Below are 15,842 nucleotides of genomic sequence, written 5' to 3'. Positions count from 1 at the left end.
ATGACGTTACGTGTGATCCTGTTTTCCCTCTGTCTGGGCCTGCTGGCCGGCTGCGCGACCGCGCCGTCGCCGGACGTGCGCCGCACCGCCGGCAACCAGACCGGCGAGGTCGTGGCCGGCACCGCACAGACCACGCCGCTGCCGGAGGCCGAGTCTCCGGTCGCCGGCCCGCAGGCGCAGATCCGCCGCGGTAACGGGCAGATGATCAACCGCAGCGCGGCAGCGTCGCCGCTGCCGTCGCTCGGCGGCGCCAGCAGCGGATCGGCCACCTTCAACTTCGAAGGCGAGTCCGTGCATGCCGTGGTCAAGGCCATCCTCGGCGACATGCTGGGGCAGAACTACGTGATCGCGCCGGGCGTGCAGGGCACGGTCACGCTGGGCACGCCCAAGCCGGTGTCGCCGGCCGAGGCGCTGAACCTGCTGGAGATGGTGCTGGGCTGGAACAACGCGCGGCTGGTCTACAGCGGCGGCCGCTACAACATCATCCCGGCCGACCAGGCGCTGGCCGGCAGCGTGGCGCCGCGCACCGGCCCTGCGTCCAGCGCTCGCGGGTATGAGGTGCGCGTGGTGCCGCTGCGCTTCATTTCCGCCAGCGAAATGAAGAAGGTGCTGGAGCCGTACGCGCGGCCCAACGCCATCGTCAATGTCGATGCCACCCGCAACGTCATCACCCTCGCCGGTACGCGGACCGAGCTGGAAAACTACCTGCGCACCGTCGAGATCTTCGACGTCGACTGGCTGTCCGGCATGTCGGTGGGCGTGTTCCCGCTGCAGACCGGCCGCGCCACGCGCGTGGTCGCCGACCTAGAGAAGGTGTTCGGCAACGACAGCAAGACGCCCAGCGCCGGCATGTTCCGTTTCATGCCGCTGGAAGGCGCCAACGCCGTGCTGGTGATCACCCCGCAGCCGGCGTACCTGGACCAGATCCAGCAGTGGCTGGAGCGCATCGACGGCGCGGGCGAGGGCAGCCGGCTGTTCTCGTACGAACTGAAGTACATCAAGGCGCGCGAACTCGCGCAGCGGCTGGCGGAGGTGTTCGGTTCCTCCGGCGGCAACAGTGGCAGCGACAGCGACGGCCGTTCGACCGGCGGGCCGGGCAACGTGTCGCTGATGCCGGGCACGGAGTCCGTGCAGATCAACGACGGCGGCATGAACAGCAGCGGCGGCAGCGTCGATTTCGGGAGCAGCAGTGGCACGGGCTCCAGCAGCGGCGGGCTGGGCGGTGGCTCGCTGTCGCTCAACCAGCGCGACGGCGGCAACGGCGCGGTGACGCTCGAGGTCGATGGCAGCCGCGTCGGCGTGGCTGCCGTGGAAGAGACCAACACGCTGCTGGTGCGCGCCAGCCCCAGCGCCTGGCAATCGATCCGCGAGGTGGTCGACAAGCTCGACGTGATGCCGATGCAGGTGCATATCGAAGCGCAGATCGCCGAGGTGTCGCTGACCGGCGACCTGAGCTACGGCGTCAGCTGGTTCCTCGAGCGTGCGATGACCGACAACGGCCTGGGTCCTTTCGCTGCGCCGGGCGCAGGCGGGCCCAGCGCCTGGAGCACGCTGGCCGGCAGCATCGGCGGCGTGGGTGGCGCGGGTGCGGTGTGGACACTGGTCAAGAACGATGCGGCTGCGGTCATCACCGCGCTCGACGAAGTCAGCGACCTCCGCCTGCTGCAGACGCCGTCGATCTTCGTGCGCAACAACGCGGAAGCCACGCTCAACGTCGGCAGCCGCATTCCGATTTCTTCGGTCACCGTCAATCCCGGGCTGGGTGGCGACAGCACCTTCAGCCAGGTGCAATACCTCGACACCGGCATCATCCTGAAGGTGCGACCGCGCGTGACCAAGGACGGCGTGGTGTTCATGGAAATCGTGCAGGAAGTCAGCACGCCCGGCGACGTGCCGGACGAGAACGGCAACGTCCGCATCAACAACCGCCGGTTCAAGACCGAGGCGGCCGTGCAGGCAGGCAACACCGTCATGCTGGCGGGCTTGATCAGCGACAGCGCCACCAACGGTTCGGCCGGCATCCCCGGACTGAGCCGGATTCCGATCATCGGCGGCCTGTTCGGCCGGAAGACCACCAGCTCGGAGCGCAGCGAAGTGATCGTGCTGCTCACGCCGACCATCGTGCGCAATCCGCAGGAAGCGAACGACCTGACCGACGAGTACGGCAAACGCTTCCGCGCGCTGGAACCGCTGAACGCACCGCGCAAGTGACGCCGCCCGCTTCGAGCCTGCCCATCGTCCTGTTGCCGATCGGCAGCGACGACGACGCCCTCGACGCCTGCCTCGGCGCCCTCGACGCCGCCACGCCGGCCGGCACGCGCCTGTGGCTGGCCGATGACGCACAGGCGGGCCCGCGCGGGCTGGCCATCATCGAGCGCTGGCTGGCGCGCACCCGCCTGCAGGCCGACTACACGCGGCGCCCGCGCATGCTGGGCGAGGTTGCGCACGTCGACCAGATGCTCGCCGCCTGCGGCGATGCCGACGTGGTGGTGCTGGCGCCCGACGCGCAACCGCTGCCCGGTTGGCTGCAGCAGCTGGCCGCCTGTTTCGCCCGCGACGCCGCCATCGCCACCGCCACGCCCTGGTGCAATGCCGGCGAAGCCGCCGCCTGGCCGCGCCTGGGCGAAGTGAGTCCGCCTCCCGCGGATGTCGAGCGCACCGCGCTCGCCTGCGCGGCGATGTCGCCGCTGCATCCGGAACTCCCTGCCGCCGTCGCGCACGCCGTCGCCCTGCGCGGCAGCGCGCGCAAACGCGTCGGCGGGCTGGACGCGGCGAGCTACGGATCGTGGTACGCCGCGCTGGTCGACCTGTCGCTGCGCCTGGCCGGCCTGGGCTGGCGCAACGTGCTGTGTGAGACCGCGTTCGTCGCACGCGGTGGCGAAGGCGGTCCCGCCGACGGCGACATGGACGCCTTGAATGCCCGCTGGCCGACCTTCACGCCGCGGCTGGCGACCTTCCTGATGGACGACCCCCTGCGCCAGCCGCGCGAGCGCTTGCATGCGCTGTACGCCGACGCGGGATCACCGGAGCGCCAGCGTGATCTCTTCGGTTGAACTGTCCGGCATCGTCGCCGTGGTGGTGACGCACGAGAGCGCGTCCAGCATCGACGATTGCCTGATGCGGCTGCGCGTAGCGCACGGCGTCCACGAGATCCGCGTGGTCGACAACGCATCGACCGACGACACCATGGAGATCGTGCAGCGGCACGCGCTGCAGGATGCGCGCCTGCGCTTCATCGCCAATCCGGACAACCCCGGCTTCGCGGTCGGCTGCAACCAGGGCGCGCGCGACTCCGACGCGCCGTGGCTGGCGTTCGTCAATCCGGACCTGATGGTGGAAGCGGACACGCTGTCGCGGCTGCGCGCGCATGCCAGCGACATGGCGGGCGCGGTGGTGCTCGGTGTCGATCTGGTCGACGAAGACGGCGTGCGCGATGTCGCCGCGCGTCGCCGTGATCCGCAGTTCGCGGCGATGCTGCGCTCGCCCGGCGCGGCGTCGACGTTGGGCGTCCCCGTCGATGATGCGCAGGTGTTGCAGCCGGTGGACATCGTCTCCGGTGCGCTGATGCTGATGCCGCGCGCGCTGTTCGACAGGATCGGCGGCTTCGATGAGGGCTATCGCCTGCATGCGGAGGATATGGATCTCTGCCGTCGCGCACGCGCCGAAGGTGCGCTGGTCGCCGTCGCCAACGACATCCGCGTGCTGCATATCCGCGGGGTATCGAGCCGCGCGCGCCCGGTATTCGTGGAATGGCACAAGCATCGCGGCCTGTGGCGCTACTTCGGCAAGTTCGAGGCCGCGCAGTGCGGCGTGTTCACCAGGATCGGCGTGTTCGCCGCGATCTGGCTGCATTTCGGCGCGGTGCTGGCGCGCATCGCCCTGCGTCGCGACTGACGCATCAATCGTTCTTGTTGACGCCCTTGCGCGGCCCCGCAGGATCTGATCGTTGCAAGAGCGATCCGATCATCATCTGTAGTTGCGTGGCACCCAACATCAAGGCGATGCCGCCGATCACGATCAAAACCCAAGATACCGTGGCCATGTTGGACGGGAGTGGAAGGACAAACCCGGCAATGACCAGGCCGAATCCTGCAAGCAACCATGCGGCAGTCGACCAGGCGCCGGACATCAATCCGCTTCCCGCAGAACATGGCCATCGTCACGCAAGGCCTGCATCGCCACGTCCAACTGGTGCGCCTGCACCAGCACGTAGTCCGTGTCGAACGTGGAGATCGCGAAGATGCCCACGCCTGCCGTCGCCAACGGATCCAGCACCGCTTTCAGAATGCCGGTCAGGGCGAAGTCGAACGGTCCCTGCAGCTTGAACATGCGCCAGCCGCGCTGGCAACGGACGTCGTCGGGGACATGCGCTTCCTCGCAGACCAGCGACAGTTCGTCGTCGGTCCAGCCGGCATGCCGCATGCCGGTGGTGGGCCACCAGACGGGCAGGGCGGCGTCGGCCGGCAATTGCGCGACGGCGTAGCGACCTGGCAGAAGCAACAGGTTCAGCGATGGCGTGGTCATCCGCCGCGTCCGTTCCACCAGAACAGCGCATTCACCGCGAGCACGACGACCATCGTGTAGACCAGCGACAGCGGCCCGCCGACGCGCCACAGCTGGCGCGAGGTGTAGTTGGCGGGGCCGACGATCATCGAGATCACCGGATTCGACGCCGTCATCAGGTTGTTGGACGCCGACAGCGCCACGATCAGCGCGAACGCGGTGGGATTGCCGCCCGCGGCGAGCGCCAGGTTGATCGCCATCGGCACCATCACGATGGTCGCGCCGACATGGCTGATGACCAGCGAGAATGCCGTGGTCAGCAGCGCCACGGCAATCTCCAGCACCCAGATGGGAATGCCCTCGGGCAGCCGCTCCACGGTGTGGCCGGCCACCCAGGCCGCGGCGCCGCTGCTGTCCATCGCCCAGCCCAGTGGAATCAGCCCCGCCATCAGGAACACGGTCTTCCAGTTGATCGCGCCGTAGGCCTCGTCCATGCGCAGCACGCCGGTCAGCAGCATGCCGGCCACGCCGGTCATCAGCGTCAGCGCCACCGGCAGCTTGGAGGTCAGCGCGATGATGATGGTGATGGCGAAGATGGTCATCGCGATCTTGAACTTGTGCGGCCGCTGCTCGCCCTTCGGGTAGTCGGTCACCACCACGAAGTCGCGGCTCTCGGCCGCCAGGCCCAGGTCCTGCCAGATGCTGTGGAACACCAGCATGTCGCCGGCGCGCAGCTTTTCCTCGCGCACGTTCTCGCGGATGACCTTCTTGTCGCGGTTGATCGCAAGCAGGCTGATGCCGTTCTGCTTGCGCAGGCGCAGCTCGCGCGCGGTCTTGCCGATGAACTTCGACGTCGGCGGCACCACCGCCTCGGAAATGCCCGCGCGGCTGGGATTGAACAGGTCGCCGAAGTGGCGCAGGCGCGAGGACATGCGCAGGAACTGGTTCTGCGCGAAATCGCTGATCTCCTGTCGCGTGCCCATCACGCCCAGCACGCTGCCCACCCAGATGCGCATGTCCGCCGGCGGCGCCAGGCGGGTGTCGTTGCCGGTCTGCAGGGCGAGCATCAACGGTGCGTTGTGCAGGGCCTCGGCTTCGCCCAGCGACATGCCTACCAGCGGGCTTTCCGCACTGACCACCAGTTCGAACACATCGCCTTCGATGCCGTACGTGTTGGCGAAATAGCTCTCGGTGCGTGCCGGCGTCACCACGCCGTCGTTGTCCTGGGTATCGTCCTTCAGCTTGCGGTCGCCGACGTAGCGGAAATACACCAGTGACGCGATCACCAGCGCCAGACCGATCGGCCACGGCGCGAACATGCGCAGCGGTTCCAGCGTCGCCATGCCGGAGGGCAGGTTGTTGTTGGCCGACACCAGCAGATCGTTGAGCAGGATCAGCGGCGAGTTGCCGACCATGGTGAACGCGCCGCCCATGACGATGGCGGCGGCGATCGGCAGCAGCAGCCGCTGCATCGACAGGCCGGTCCGCGAGGACAGGCGCGAGGCGACGGGCATGAACAGCGCCATCACCGACGGGTTCTGCATGAAGGACGAATTGAGGCTGGCGATGGCGGCGGTCATCAGCAGCAACCGCTGCTCGATGCCGTGGCCACGCCGCAGCAGCCACGAGGCCAACCGGTTCAGCGCGCCGGTGCGGTCCAGTCCCGCGCCCAGGATCATGGTGGCGATAATGCTCATCACCGCGTTACCGGAGAAGCCGCCGAAAATCTCCTCCGGTGCGATCAGTCCGGTGATGCCCAGCACCACCAGCACCACCAGCGCCACCAGGTCAGCGCGGATGCGCTCGAACAGGAACATCGCCATCGTGAAGCCGACCAGCCCGAGAACGAGCTTCATGTCGTTGGTCAGCGTCAGCGCGTTGTCCATCAGGGCCGGGATTCGAGATTCGGGATTCGGGATTGGCGAGTCGACGGGGCCACGCATCCCTGCGGACGCACAGTATCGCGCGGTGGTCGCGCGACGCAGGAGTCGGGGCTCCTGCAAATCCCGAATCCCGAATCCCTAATCCCGGTCATAGACAAGATCCCACACCCCGTGCCCCAGCTTCTGGCCGCGGGTCTCGAAATGGGTCTGCGGGCGCCAGTCGGGGCGCGGCACGCTGCCGCGCGGGCCGGCGCGGTTGACCAGTCCCGGGGTGGCATCCAGCACGTCCCACATGTGTTCGGCGTAGGCCTGCCAGTCGGTGGCGCAGTGCAGACGGCCACCCGGGCGCAGCTTGCGGGCGATCAGCGCGGCGAACTCGGGCTGCAACAGGCGGCGCTTGTTGTGGCGCTTCTTATGCCAGGGGTCGGGGAAGTAGATGCGGACCTCGTCCAGCGATCCGTCGGCGACCTCGTGCTGAAGCACTTCCACCGCATCGTGGTGGTAGAGGCGCACGTGGTCGCTGCCGTCTTCCGCCAGGGCGTTCAACAGCCGGCCGACGCCGGGGGCATGCACTTCCAGGCCCAGGTAATCACGGTCCTTGTCATGGGCGGCGGCGAAGCGAAGCGCCTCGCCGTTGCCGAAGCCGATTTCCAGCACCCGCGGCGCCGTGCGGCCGAACACGGCATCGTAGTCGCGCGGCGCGCCGGTGTAGTCCAGTCCGAAGCGCGGCCATTGCGTGTCGAACGCGCGTTGCTGGGCCTCGGTGAAGCGGCCCTGGCGCAATACGAAGCTGCGGATCTCGCGCCTGCCCTCGCTGATGGTGAACGGCTTGGGCGGTGTCTTGGCGCCCGGGCTGGAAAACGGGTCCGTCATCAGCCGATCAGTCCGTCGATCGGGCTGGAGGCCGAGGCATTGCGCTTGCGCGGGATGCGGCCGGCCAGGAACGCCTCGCGGCCGGCTTCCACCGCCTTGCGCATGGCGCTGGCCATCAGCACCGGATGCTTTGCGCCGGCGATGGCCGTGTTCATCAGCACGCCATCGCAGCCCAGCTCCATCGCGATGGCGGCATCGGAGGCGGTGCCGACGCCGGCATCGACCAGCACCGGCACCTTGGCGTTCTCGATGATTTCCAGCAGGTTGTACTTGTTCTGCACGCCCAGGCCGGAGCCGATGGGCGCGGCCAGCGGCATCACCGCCACGCAGCCGATCTCTTCCAGGCGGCGCGCGAGGATCGGGTCGTCGCTGGTGTAGACCATCACCTTGAAGCCGTCGGCCACCAGCGTCTCGGCGGCGGCCAGGGTCTGCACGACATCGGGGTAGAGGGTCTTCGGGTCGCCCAGCACTTCCAGCTTGACCAGCGTGTGGCCGTCCAGCAGTTCACGCGCCAGCCGGCAGGTGCGCACGGCGTCGGCGGCGGTGTAGCAACCGGCGGTGTTGGGCAGGATGGTGTACTTGTCCGGCGGCAGCACGTCGAGCAGGTTGGGCTCGTTGGGCGACTGGCCCAGGTTGGTGCGGCGGATGGCGACGGTCACGATCTCGGCGCCCGCGGCCTCGGTGGCCAGGCGGGTTTCCTCGAAATCCTTGAACTTGCCGGTGCCGGTCAGCAGGCGGGAACGGTAGGTCTTGCCCGCGATCACCAGCGGGTCATGGGGGGCGGTGTTGGACATGCGGCGATTATCGCCCATGTCGCGCCGGTGCGTCCCGCGGATGTGGCCGCGGTCGTGCGTTCAACCGCCGCCAAGCGCGTGGACGATCTCGACACGGTCGCCCGGCAGCAGCACATGCTGTGCGTGCTGCCCGCGCGGGATGATCTCGCCGTTGACCTCGATGGCCACGCGACGCTCGGCCAGTCCCTCACGCTGGAGCAGGGTGGCGATGGTGCTCTGTTCCGGCAGCGCATGCGGCTGCCCGTTCAAGTGGATGTCCATGCCGCCATTGTCGCCGATGGTCCGGCGGCTTGCCGCATTGCAGCGTGTGCGACGGCGGGCTTGATGGAACGATGCGCGCCATGCGCAGCCGTACGGCAGAGCCGGCACGCAGCCCTCGACACCTTGCCCCGGAGATCCCATGAAGCGTTCCGTTTCGCCCGTTCGTTCCCTGCTGGCCGTTGCGCTGGCGGTGGCGGCGGCTCCCGCCCTGGCCGGCGACAGCCCCTATTCCCAGACCGTGTTCTTCGGCGACAGCCTGACCGACTCGGGCCATTTCCGCCCGGCGCTGGTACAGGCGGTAGGCCCGAACGGCGCTTTGCTGGGCCGCTTCACCACCAATCCCGGCCTGGTCTGGTCCGAATACCTGGCCGAGTACTACGGCACCGGCGCCACCAGCGCCAACCAGGGCGGCACCAACTACGCCGTCGGTGGCGCGCGCGTCGGCACCAATACGGCGGGTGCGCTGGGCCCGATCCCGTCGATGACCACGCAGCTGACCAGCTACCTGTCGGCCAATGGCGGCCGCGCCGATCCGAACGCCCTGTACACGGTCTGGGGTGGGGCGAATGATCTGTTCGCCGTGGTCGGAGGCGCCCCGGCGCAGACCACCATCACGGGTGCCGTCACGGCCCAGGTCGGCATCATCGGCACGCTGCAGAGCGCCGGTGCGCGCTACATCCTGGTGCCGACGATCCCCGACCTGGGCGTGACCCCGCAGTTCCGCGCCGGCGGTGCGGTGGCGCAGGCCACGGGCACCCAACTGGCCACCACCTACAACAGCGCGCTGTTCGGCGCGCTCAACACGGCCGGCCTGCGCGTGATCCCGCTGGATACCTTCACCCTGTTGCGCGAGATCGTCGCCAGCCCGGCCGACTACGGCTTCGGCAACGTCACCGGCACCGCCTGCAACCCGCAGATCACCGCGTCCTCGGTCACCTGCAGCCCGCTCAACTATGCGTCGCCCAATGCGCCGGACGTGTACGCGTTCGCCGATGGCGTGCATCCGTCGTCGAAGGCGCACGGCATCCTGGCCCAGTACGCACAGGCGATGCTGGAGGGGCCGCGCCAGATCGCGCTGCTGCCGTACACCGCGTCGGTGCACGGCCGCGCCCGTGCCGACCGTGTGGCGTCGCACGTGGCGGGCAAGCCCGAGGCGGACGGCATGCGCTGGTGGGGCGACGTGCGTGGCGACTTCCTGCGCTACGGCGACGGCGATCTGTACGACGGCGTGGGCCCTGCGGGCACCTTCGGTGTGGACTGGTCGCGCGGCTCCTGGGTCTACGGCGCGTTCGCCGGCTATGGCCGGGCGAAGTACGACTTCGGTCTGCGCCGCGGCAGCTTCGACGAGTCCGATGCGACGTTGGGCGGTTTTGCCGGATGGTACGGCGACCATCTGTGGGCGAACGCGCAGGTCAGCTACAGCTGGCTCTCGTACGACGTGGACCGCGAAGTCCAGCTGGGCGGGGTGACGCGCCGCCACAGCGGCTCGCCGGACGGCACCAACCTGACCGTCGGCGCGAGCGCCGGTTACGAGTTCGGCGAGGGCGCCTTCCGCCATGGTCCCGTGGTGAGCGTGGTGTCGCAGACCATCGAGATGGATGGTTACAGCGAAAGCGACGTCAACTCGACCGCGCTGGCCTACCCGGACCAGGACTTCGACTCGCTGATCGGCAGCGCCGGCTGGCAGGTCAGCTACGCGATCAACGATCACCTGGCGCCGTATGCGCGCCTGACGGTCGACCGCGAGTTCGAGGATCCGGCGGCGGAAGTGTTCGCCCAGTCGCTGTCGCTGCCGGGCACCGCGCCCTACGCAGTGCCGGGTCTGGATACCGACGACAGCTACGGCACGCTGCTGCTGGGTGCCCGCACGAAGCTGTTCGGCTTCGACGCCAACCTCGGCGTGAACACCACGGTCAACCAGGGCGGCGGCACCAATACCACCGCGTTCATGACCCTGAGCGGCGGCTTCTGATGCACGCCGGGCAATGCGGCGCCGGAGAATGGCGCCGCATTGCCTTGCCGCGTGCCGCGGCATAGACTCGCGCCATCGTGCGGGTGTAGTTCAATGGTAGAACTGCAGCTTCCCAAGCTGCTAGCGTGGGTTCGATTCCCATCACCCGCTCCATTCCGCGTTTCCTTCCCTGATCCTGTCATCGTCCCGCACCGCGGGCGTGGCATGCTGTGTCTGTCCCCCGTGACCGACTCCCCATGAAGCTCGCCATCCTGTCGCGCAACGGCAAGTTGTACTCGACGCGCCGCCTGGTCGAGGCCGCGCGCCAGCGTGGCCATACCGTCCGCGTCCTGGATCCCCTGCGCTGTTACATGCGCATCGCGTCGAGCGGCTTCCAGCTGCATTACAAGGGCCGCTCACTGGCCGGGTACGACGCGGTCATTCCCCGCATCGGTGCGTCCATCACCCGTTACGGCACCGCCGTGTTGCGGCAGTTCGAGCTGATGGGGACATACAGCCCCAATCCGTCCGACGCCATCCTGCGCGCGCGCGACAAGCTGCGTACGCACCAGTTGCTGGCGGCGCAGGGCATCGACCTGCCGGTGACCGTCTTCGGCGACAACCCGGACGACACCAGCGACCTGCTGTCGATGCTCGGTCCGCCGCCGCACGTCATCAAGTTGAACGAGGGCGCGCAGGGCGCCGGCGTGATGCTGACCGAGAAGCCGTCGGCCTCCCGCAGCGTGGTCGAGGCGCTGCGCGGCCTGTATGCCAGCTTCGTGGTGCAGGAGTTCATCGGCGAGGCCGAGGGAGCCGACCTGCGCTGCTTCGTGGTGGGCGACGAGGTCGTGGCGTCCATGCGCCGACAGGCACCGGAAGGGGATTTCCGCTCGAACCTGCACCGAGGGGGCACGGCGTTGCACGCCGTGGCCACGGAGGAGGAACGTGCCGTCGCCATCCGGGCTGCCAGAGTGCTCGGGCTGGGCGTGGCAGGCGTGGACCTGATCCGGGCCAAGCGCGGCCCGCTGGTGCTTGAAGTCAACTCGACCCCGGGTCTGGAGGGCATCGAGTCCGTGTGCGGCGTGGATGTGGCCGGTCGCATCGTGGAACACCTGGCGGCGCAGGCTGAATAGCGGTGACCCGGGCGCCGGGTATCGGTGCGCGCTGATTTCACATGGATTTAACGCGGTTTTTAACGGTGGTTTAATCGAAAACCGCGTAGCCTTCCCCGGACCGCAGCTCTGCGTCCCTCCGGTGGATACCTCTGGAAGCACAGGATTACGGTAATCGGGGCATTAGTTTGGCCCAGGCGGGCAACCACCCGCCTGGGCCTTGTTTTGTCAGCCCTTTCAAGCGCATGCCACTTGCCGCCCCGTCGCACGCTGGCTAAATTCGGTAACTCTCCCTACGTAAGGACGCATGATGCGCCGCTCGATTTTCGCCGCGTTGGTGGCACTGGCCTTTGTCGCCGCCGCCGATGCCGCCCCCCGCGACAAATCCCAGAAGGCGCGCGCGCTGGACCTGGACAAACCGCTGGCCGAACAGGTCGAACTGATCCAGAAGCAGCTCGACGACGGCGAGACCTACGCCGAGATCGCGGCTGCCGACCGCGCCAACGTCAAGGCGTCACTGGCCAAGCTCGCCGCGATCGTCAACGAAAGTGGCGGTGCCCTGAATCCGGAGCAGAAGACCCAACTGCTGAACGAGCAGAACACGATCAACCAGATCCTCTCGCAGGCGGCGTCCGACAGCCGCATGGTGTGCCGCCGCGAGGCGCAGATCGGTTCGCTGCGTACCACCACGCAGTGCAAGACCGTGGCCGAGCGCCGCCGCGACGCCCAGGAGGCGCAGGAAACCATGCGCCGCAATCCGTCCGGCACGTTCAACAAGGGGAGCTGAGCCCGGTGCGCATCCTCGTGATCGAAGACAACAGCGACATCGCCGCCAACCTGGGCGACTACCTCGAAGAGCGGGGCCATACCGTCGACTTCGCCGCCGACGGCGTGACCGGCCTGCACCTGGCCGTCGTGCACGAGTTCGATGCGATCGTCCTCGACCTCAACCTGCCGGGCATGGACGGACTCGAGGTCTGTCGCAAGCTGCGCAACGAGGCGCGCAAGCAGACGCCGGTGCTGATGCTGACCGCGCGCGATTCGCTGGACAACAAGCTGGCCGGCTTCGACTCCGGTGCCGACGACTACCTGATCAAGCCGTTCGCGCTGCAGGAAGTCGAGGTCCGCCTGAACGCCCTGTCGCGCCGCGGCAAGGGCGTGCAGACGCGCGTGCTGGAGGTGGGCGAGCTGGAATACAACCTGGACACGCTGGAAGTCCGCCGCCAGGGCAAGCTGCTGCAGCTCAATCCCACGGCGCTGAAGATCCTGCAGGCCCTCATGGAGGCGTCGCCCGCCGTGGTGACCCGCCAGGAACTGGAAACGCGCGTCTGGGGCGAGGAGCTGCCGGATTCGGACTCCCTGCGCGTGCACATCCACGGCCTGCGCGCCGTGGTGGACAAGCCGTTCGACTCGCCCTACATCCAGACCCGCCATGGCATCGGATACCGCATCGCCGCACCCGATGCCAGCAGCTGAGTCGTCTAACCCCCGCCGCCACCGCCGTTTCCGGCGGCGGCTGCGCACCCGCATCATCCTGTCGTTCGTGCTGTTGGGGTTTGGCCTGACGCTGCTGCTCGCGTTCTCGGCCAACTGGGTCCGCAACCGTGTCGAAGAAGACCTGGTGGTCGATGCGATCAGCCAGAACATCGCCGAGTACCAGCGTCGATACGTCGAGAGCGGCGGTCGTCAGCGCGACCTGCGCGTGCAGACGATGCGCGCGTATGCGTTCGCGCCCGACAAGTTCGATCAGCTCAAGCGCGATCAGCCGGACTGGTACGAATTGCCTGACGGCATCCACGGCCTGTCCGGCATCGACGAGGACGGCTCCCCGTTCTCCTACTGGCTCGCAGTGCAAAAGACCCCTGAAGCGTGGTTCTTCCTTGCCTACGACATGACCGAGTCGGCCAAGGGAAAGGACAAGTTCAATCGCGCGTTGATCGGCGTGGTGGTGGTATTCACCGGCATCTCGTTGCTGATCGGCTGGTGGTCGGCATCGCGCGTGATGAGTCCGGTGTCTGAACTCGCCGCACGTCTCCGTGCCTACCGCGGCAGCAGCAACCCGCGTCCGCTGGCGCCCCACTTCCCCGAGGATGAGGTCGGTGAACTGGCCAAGGCGCTGGACGACTATTCCGGACGCCTTACCGAAGTCGTCCAGCGCGACCGCGAGTTCAATGCCGATGTCAGCCACGAACTGCGCACGCCGCTGGCCATCATCCGCGGTTCGGTCGAGCTGATGCTGTCGCGTCCGGACATGGACGAGAAGACGCGCACCCGCATCCAGCGCATCCAGCGCGCCGAGCAGCAGTGCACCGACCTGATCAGCGCGCTGCTGCTGCTGTCGCGCAATGAGCGCGGCCATGGCAATACCGATGTCGCGCGCGTGGTCGACCAGTTGCTCGATGCGCACCGCGCCACGTTGGGCGGCAAGCCGCTGGTGCTGCGCGTGGAAGGCGAGGGCGGAGTGACGGTCGATTCGCCCGAAGCCGCGCTGTCGGTGGCGCTCGGCAACCTGATCGGCAACGCCGTGAAGTACACCAAGGAAGGCGAGGTGGTCGTGCGGCTGCTGCCGGATGCAGTGGAAGTGGTCGACTCCGGGCCGGGCCTCAGCAAGGAAGACGCGGCGCGGCTGTTCGAGCGCGGCTACCGCGGCACGCACGCCGGCCATTCGCAGGGCGGTGGCATCGGCCTGTCGATCGTCAGCCGCCTGTGCGCGCTGTACGGCTGGCAGGTGGGTGTGCGCCCGGGCGAACCGAAGGGCGTGGTGGCCACGTTGCGCTTCTCTCCCGAACGCGGCGTGGTGCCCGACGAACCGGTCAACGGGTCCACGCAGGGCGCCTGAGCGCCCAAGGCATCGTCAGAGCGCGATCCAGAAGCAGTTGTAGGCCCGGCGCAGGCCGAACGTCGTGTCGGCGGGCGTGGCGCTGTTCTTCAGCGTCTGCACGATGCGCAGGCCGACCGGGCGTTGCCGTTGCGTGGCCGTCTGGGGGTAGTAGCCATCCTGGTTGGCGTCGACCACCTGTCCGGCGGCGTCGAGCACCGGTGCGGGTGCCGGCCGGATGGGGACGATATCGACCAGCGGTCGTTGCGCCACCACGTCCAGCCGGTCGAGGATGCGCAGCGCGCCGGCATCGGAGGTGCCGGCCCAGTGATAGACGCCTGCGAGGCGGTTCACGTCGCCCGCCTGGATCGCCGACGACACCTGCATCACCAGGTCGCTGAGCGTGCGTGAGCAGCCGCCGCGGTACAGCGCGCCGGTCGCGGCCGTGGTGGTGGTGGAGGAGGGCAGGCGATCCATCGCGCCGACGTCTTCGCAGCGCTTGTCCGTGTAGACCGTGTCGCCGGACATCGTGGTGCAGCGCTGCACGCCCTGCTGCTGCGCCTGTGCGATGGCGGGCCGCAGGCCGCCGCAGACAAGCAGGCAGGCGAGGACGGAGAGGGGAAGGGAACGCATGCCGCCAGCCTAATCCGGCGGACGCACCCAGGTCATGGCACGCGCGCACGGAATCGGCGCTCGTTCACCTGCCGGACGAACGGAACCGCAGGTGGTTCAGGCCGACCAGCCCAGGCGCGACAGCACGGATTGGGTCGGCTTGGCCAGGTTGAGCGTGTAGAAGTGCAGCGACGGCGCGCCGCCGGCGACGAGGCGCTCGCACAGGTTCGCCACCACGTCCGCGCCGAAGTCGCGGATCGCCTCGGCATCATCGCCGAGGGCCTGCATGCGCTTGCCGATCCAGCGCGGGATCTCCGCGCCGCAGGCCTCGGAGAAGCGACGCAGCTGCGAGAAGTTCGAGATCGGCATGATGCCGGGGATGATCGGGATCTCCACGCCGAGCTTGCGCACCGCATCGACGAAGTGGAAGTAGGCGTCGGGGTTGTAGAAGTACTGGGTGATGGCGCCATTGGCGCCGGCATCGACCTTGGCCTTGAAGTGGCGCAGGTCGGTCAGCGCGTCGTCGGCCTGCGGGTGCGTTTCCGGATAGGCGCCGACTTCGATATGGAACGTGTCGCCCTGCTCGGCGCGGATGAATTCGATCAGTTCCGACGCATAGCGCAGGTCACCCGGATGGCCCATGCCGGAGGGCAGATCGCCGCGCAGCGCGACGATGCGCTTGCAGCCCAGGGCGCGGTACAGGCGCAGCAGTTCGCGGATTTCCTCTCGGCTGCCGCCGACGCACGAAAGATGCGGCGCCGCATCGAAACGATGGTGCTGGTTGAGGTGGCGGACCGTCTCGGAGGTGTAGCTCAGCGTGGAGCCGCCGGCGCCGAAGGTGCACGACACGTACTCCGGCCGGTAGGCCTTCAGCTTGTCCGCGGTGCGGTCGAGCTGCGCGCGCTGCTCATCGGTCTTGGGCGGATAGAACTCGAAGCTGATGGAGGGCATGGACGGCGCCGTTCGGGTCGAGGCCGCATTGTATCGCTTCATCCGGATGAATGTTTATAGCGAGGGCCGCGTGCCATCGGCTGT

Annotated in this window: 16 protein-coding genes and 1 tRNA gene; 9 read left to right on the top strand and 8 right to left on the bottom strand. The window is 68.1% G+C overall.

Going from position 1 to position 15,842, the window contains the following annotated elements; translation table 11 throughout:
- The 3 genes from gspD to ASD77_RS02255 are packed head-to-tail and all read left to right on the top strand — an operon-like array spanning nucleotide 1 to nucleotide 3,894.
- Nucleotides 1–2,211 (top strand): type II secretion system secretin GspD, encoded by a 2,211-nt coding sequence (gene gspD, locus ASD77_RS02265; protein ID WP_055936719.1) that lies wholly within the window; start codon nucleotides 1–3, stop codon nucleotides 2,209–2,211.
- The gene (locus ASD77_RS02260) at nucleotides 2,208–3,053 is read left to right on the top strand and encodes a glycosyltransferase (RefSeq protein ID WP_055936717.1); all 846 of its coding nucleotides are present in this window, start codon (nucleotides 2,208–2,210) and stop codon (nucleotides 3,051–3,053) included. The genes gspD and ASD77_RS02260 overlap by 4 nt, the downstream gene beginning before the upstream one ends.
- Entirely contained in the window at nucleotides 3,040–3,894 is an 855-nt protein-coding gene (locus ASD77_RS02255; RefSeq protein ID WP_055940901.1) for a glycosyltransferase family 2 protein, read from the top strand. The genes ASD77_RS02260 and ASD77_RS02255 overlap by 14 nt, the downstream gene beginning before the upstream one ends.
- Nucleotides 3,895–3,898: 4 nt before the next feature.
- On the opposite strand, the gene ASD77_RS17980 is transcribed toward ASD77_RS02255, so the two are convergent.
- The 6 genes from ASD77_RS17980 to thiS form a co-directional block, all read right to left on the bottom strand.
- Nucleotides 3,899–4,129 (bottom strand): hypothetical protein, encoded by a 231-nt coding sequence (locus tag ASD77_RS17980; RefSeq protein ID WP_156383431.1) that lies wholly within the window; start codon nucleotides 4,127–4,129, stop codon nucleotides 3,899–3,901.
- Nucleotides 4,129–4,524 carry an ACT domain-containing protein gene (locus ASD77_RS02250; protein ID WP_055936714.1) on the bottom strand — a complete coding sequence of 132 codons (396 nt, stop codon included), beginning with the start codon at nucleotides 4,522–4,524 and terminating at the stop codon, nucleotides 4,129–4,131. Before ASD77_RS02250 ends, ASD77_RS17980 begins: the two co-directional genes overlap by 1 nt.
- Nucleotides 4,521–6,389: an SLC13 family permease gene (locus ASD77_RS02245; RefSeq protein ID WP_055936711.1), complete on the bottom strand. Its 1,869-nt coding sequence runs from the start codon at nucleotides 6,387–6,389 to the stop codon at nucleotides 4,521–4,523. Before ASD77_RS02245 ends, ASD77_RS02250 begins: the two co-directional genes overlap by 4 nt.
- 135 nt (nucleotides 6,390–6,524) lie before the next feature.
- Nucleotides 6,525–7,259: a tRNA (guanosine(46)-N7)-methyltransferase TrmB gene (trmB, locus tag ASD77_RS02240; RefSeq protein ID WP_055936708.1), complete on the bottom strand. Its 735-nt coding sequence runs from the start codon at nucleotides 7,257–7,259 to the stop codon at nucleotides 6,525–6,527.
- Entirely contained in the window at nucleotides 7,259–8,053 is a 795-nt protein-coding gene (locus ASD77_RS02235) for a thiazole synthase (protein ID WP_055940899.1), read from the bottom strand. The genes trmB and ASD77_RS02235 overlap by 1 nt, the downstream gene beginning before the upstream one ends.
- A 60-nt stretch (nucleotides 8,054–8,113) precedes the next feature.
- Nucleotides 8,114–8,314 (bottom strand): sulfur carrier protein ThiS, encoded by a 201-nt coding sequence (thiS, locus tag ASD77_RS02230; protein WP_055936705.1) that lies wholly within the window; start codon nucleotides 8,312–8,314, stop codon nucleotides 8,114–8,116.
- A 172-nt stretch (nucleotides 8,315–8,486) separates the two neighbouring features.
- Between thiS and ASD77_RS02225 the strand changes: the two genes are divergently transcribed.
- The 6 genes from ASD77_RS02225 to ASD77_RS02200 all read left to right on the top strand — a co-directional run bounded on the left by ASD77_RS02225 (nucleotide 8,487) and on the right by ASD77_RS02200 (nucleotide 14,216).
- Nucleotides 8,487–10,286, top strand: coding sequence for an autotransporter domain-containing protein (locus ASD77_RS02225; protein ID WP_200947379.1), 1,800 nt, complete (start codon nucleotides 8,487–8,489; stop codon nucleotides 10,284–10,286).
- A gap of 79 nt (nucleotides 10,287–10,365) precedes the next feature.
- Nucleotides 10,366–10,439: transfer RNA gene (locus ASD77_RS02220), tRNA-Gly, on the top strand.
- An 83-nt stretch (nucleotides 10,440–10,522) separates the two neighbouring features.
- The gene (rimK, locus tag ASD77_RS02215; protein ID WP_055936698.1) at nucleotides 10,523–11,398 is read left to right on the top strand and encodes a 30S ribosomal protein S6--L-glutamate ligase; all 876 of its coding nucleotides are present in this window, start codon (nucleotides 10,523–10,525) and stop codon (nucleotides 11,396–11,398) included.
- 289 nt (nucleotides 11,399–11,687) lie between these two features.
- Nucleotides 11,688–12,164: a hypothetical protein gene (locus ASD77_RS02210; protein WP_235578451.1), complete on the top strand. Its 477-nt coding sequence runs from the start codon at nucleotides 11,688–11,690 to the stop codon at nucleotides 12,162–12,164.
- 5 nt (nucleotides 12,165–12,169) lie between these two features.
- Nucleotides 12,170–12,853 (top strand): response regulator transcription factor, encoded by a 684-nt coding sequence (locus tag ASD77_RS02205; RefSeq protein WP_055936695.1) that lies wholly within the window; start codon nucleotides 12,170–12,172, stop codon nucleotides 12,851–12,853.
- Nucleotides 12,840–14,216: a HAMP domain-containing sensor histidine kinase gene (locus tag ASD77_RS02200; RefSeq protein WP_055940894.1), complete on the top strand. Its 1,377-nt coding sequence runs from the start codon at nucleotides 12,840–12,842 to the stop codon at nucleotides 14,214–14,216. The genes ASD77_RS02205 and ASD77_RS02200 overlap by 14 nt, the downstream gene beginning before the upstream one ends.
- A 15-nt stretch (nucleotides 14,217–14,231) precedes the next feature.
- Here ASD77_RS02200 and ASD77_RS02195 read toward each other — a convergent pair whose 3' ends face one another.
- Together ASD77_RS02195 and metF are read right to left on the bottom strand one after the other, a co-directional pair.
- Nucleotides 14,232–14,828 (bottom strand): hypothetical protein, encoded by a 597-nt coding sequence (locus tag ASD77_RS02195; RefSeq protein ID WP_055936688.1) that lies wholly within the window; start codon nucleotides 14,826–14,828, stop codon nucleotides 14,232–14,234.
- A gap of 96 nt (nucleotides 14,829–14,924) precedes the next feature.
- A complete protein-coding gene (gene metF, locus ASD77_RS02190; RefSeq protein WP_055936686.1) occupies nucleotides 14,925–15,758 on the bottom strand; it encodes a methylenetetrahydrofolate reductase [NAD(P)H] in 834 nt (277 codons plus the stop codon).
- Nucleotides 15,759–15,842: the final 84 nt, after the last annotated feature.

The sequence above is a fragment of the Pseudoxanthomonas sp. Root65 genome (assembly GCF_001427635.1).
Classification (GTDB): Bacteria; Pseudomonadota; Gammaproteobacteria; order Xanthomonadales; family Xanthomonadaceae; genus Pseudoxanthomonas_A.
The sequence above is the reverse complement of the archived record's forward strand: the minus strand, read 5'-3'. Positions and strand labels throughout refer to the sequence as shown.

Coding starts and splice junctions, on each gene's coding strand:
- ASD77_RS02200 (WP_055940894.1), top strand. CDS start 12,840: ATGCCAGCAGCTGAGTCGTCTAACCCCCGCCGCCACCGCCGTTTCCGG.
- metF (WP_055936686.1), bottom strand. CDS start 15,758: ATGCCCTCCATCAGCTTCGAGTTCTATCCGCCCAAGACCGATGAGCAG.
- trmB (WP_055936708.1), bottom strand. CDS start 7,259: ATGACGGACCCGTTTTCCAGCCCGGGCGCCAAGACACCGCCCAAGCCG.
- rimK (WP_055936698.1), top strand. CDS start 10,523: ATGAAGCTCGCCATCCTGTCGCGCAACGGCAAGTTGTACTCGACGCGC.
- gspD (WP_055936719.1), top strand. CDS start 1: ATGACGTTACGTGTGATCCTGTTTTCCCTCTGTCTGGGCCTGCTGGCC.
- thiS (WP_055936705.1), bottom strand. CDS start 8,314: ATGGACATCCACTTGAACGGGCAGCCGCATGCGCTGCCGGAACAGAGC.
- ASD77_RS02195 (WP_055936688.1), bottom strand. CDS start 14,828: ATGCGTTCCCTTCCCCTCTCCGTCCTCGCCTGCCTGCTTGTCTGCGGC.
- ASD77_RS02235 (WP_055940899.1), bottom strand. CDS start 8,053: ATGTCCAACACCGCCCCCCATGACCCGCTGGTGATCGCGGGCAAGACC.
- ASD77_RS02250 (WP_055936714.1), bottom strand. CDS start 4,524: ATGACCACGCCATCGCTGAACCTGTTGCTTCTGCCAGGTCGCTACGCC.
- ASD77_RS02245 (WP_055936711.1), bottom strand. CDS start 6,389: ATGGACAACGCGCTGACGCTGACCAACGACATGAAGCTCGTTCTCGGG.
- ASD77_RS02210 (WP_235578451.1), top strand. CDS start 11,688: ATGCGCCGCTCGATTTTCGCCGCGTTGGTGGCACTGGCCTTTGTCGCC.
- ASD77_RS17980 (WP_156383431.1), bottom strand. CDS start 4,129: ATGTCCGGCGCCTGGTCGACTGCCGCATGGTTGCTTGCAGGATTCGGC.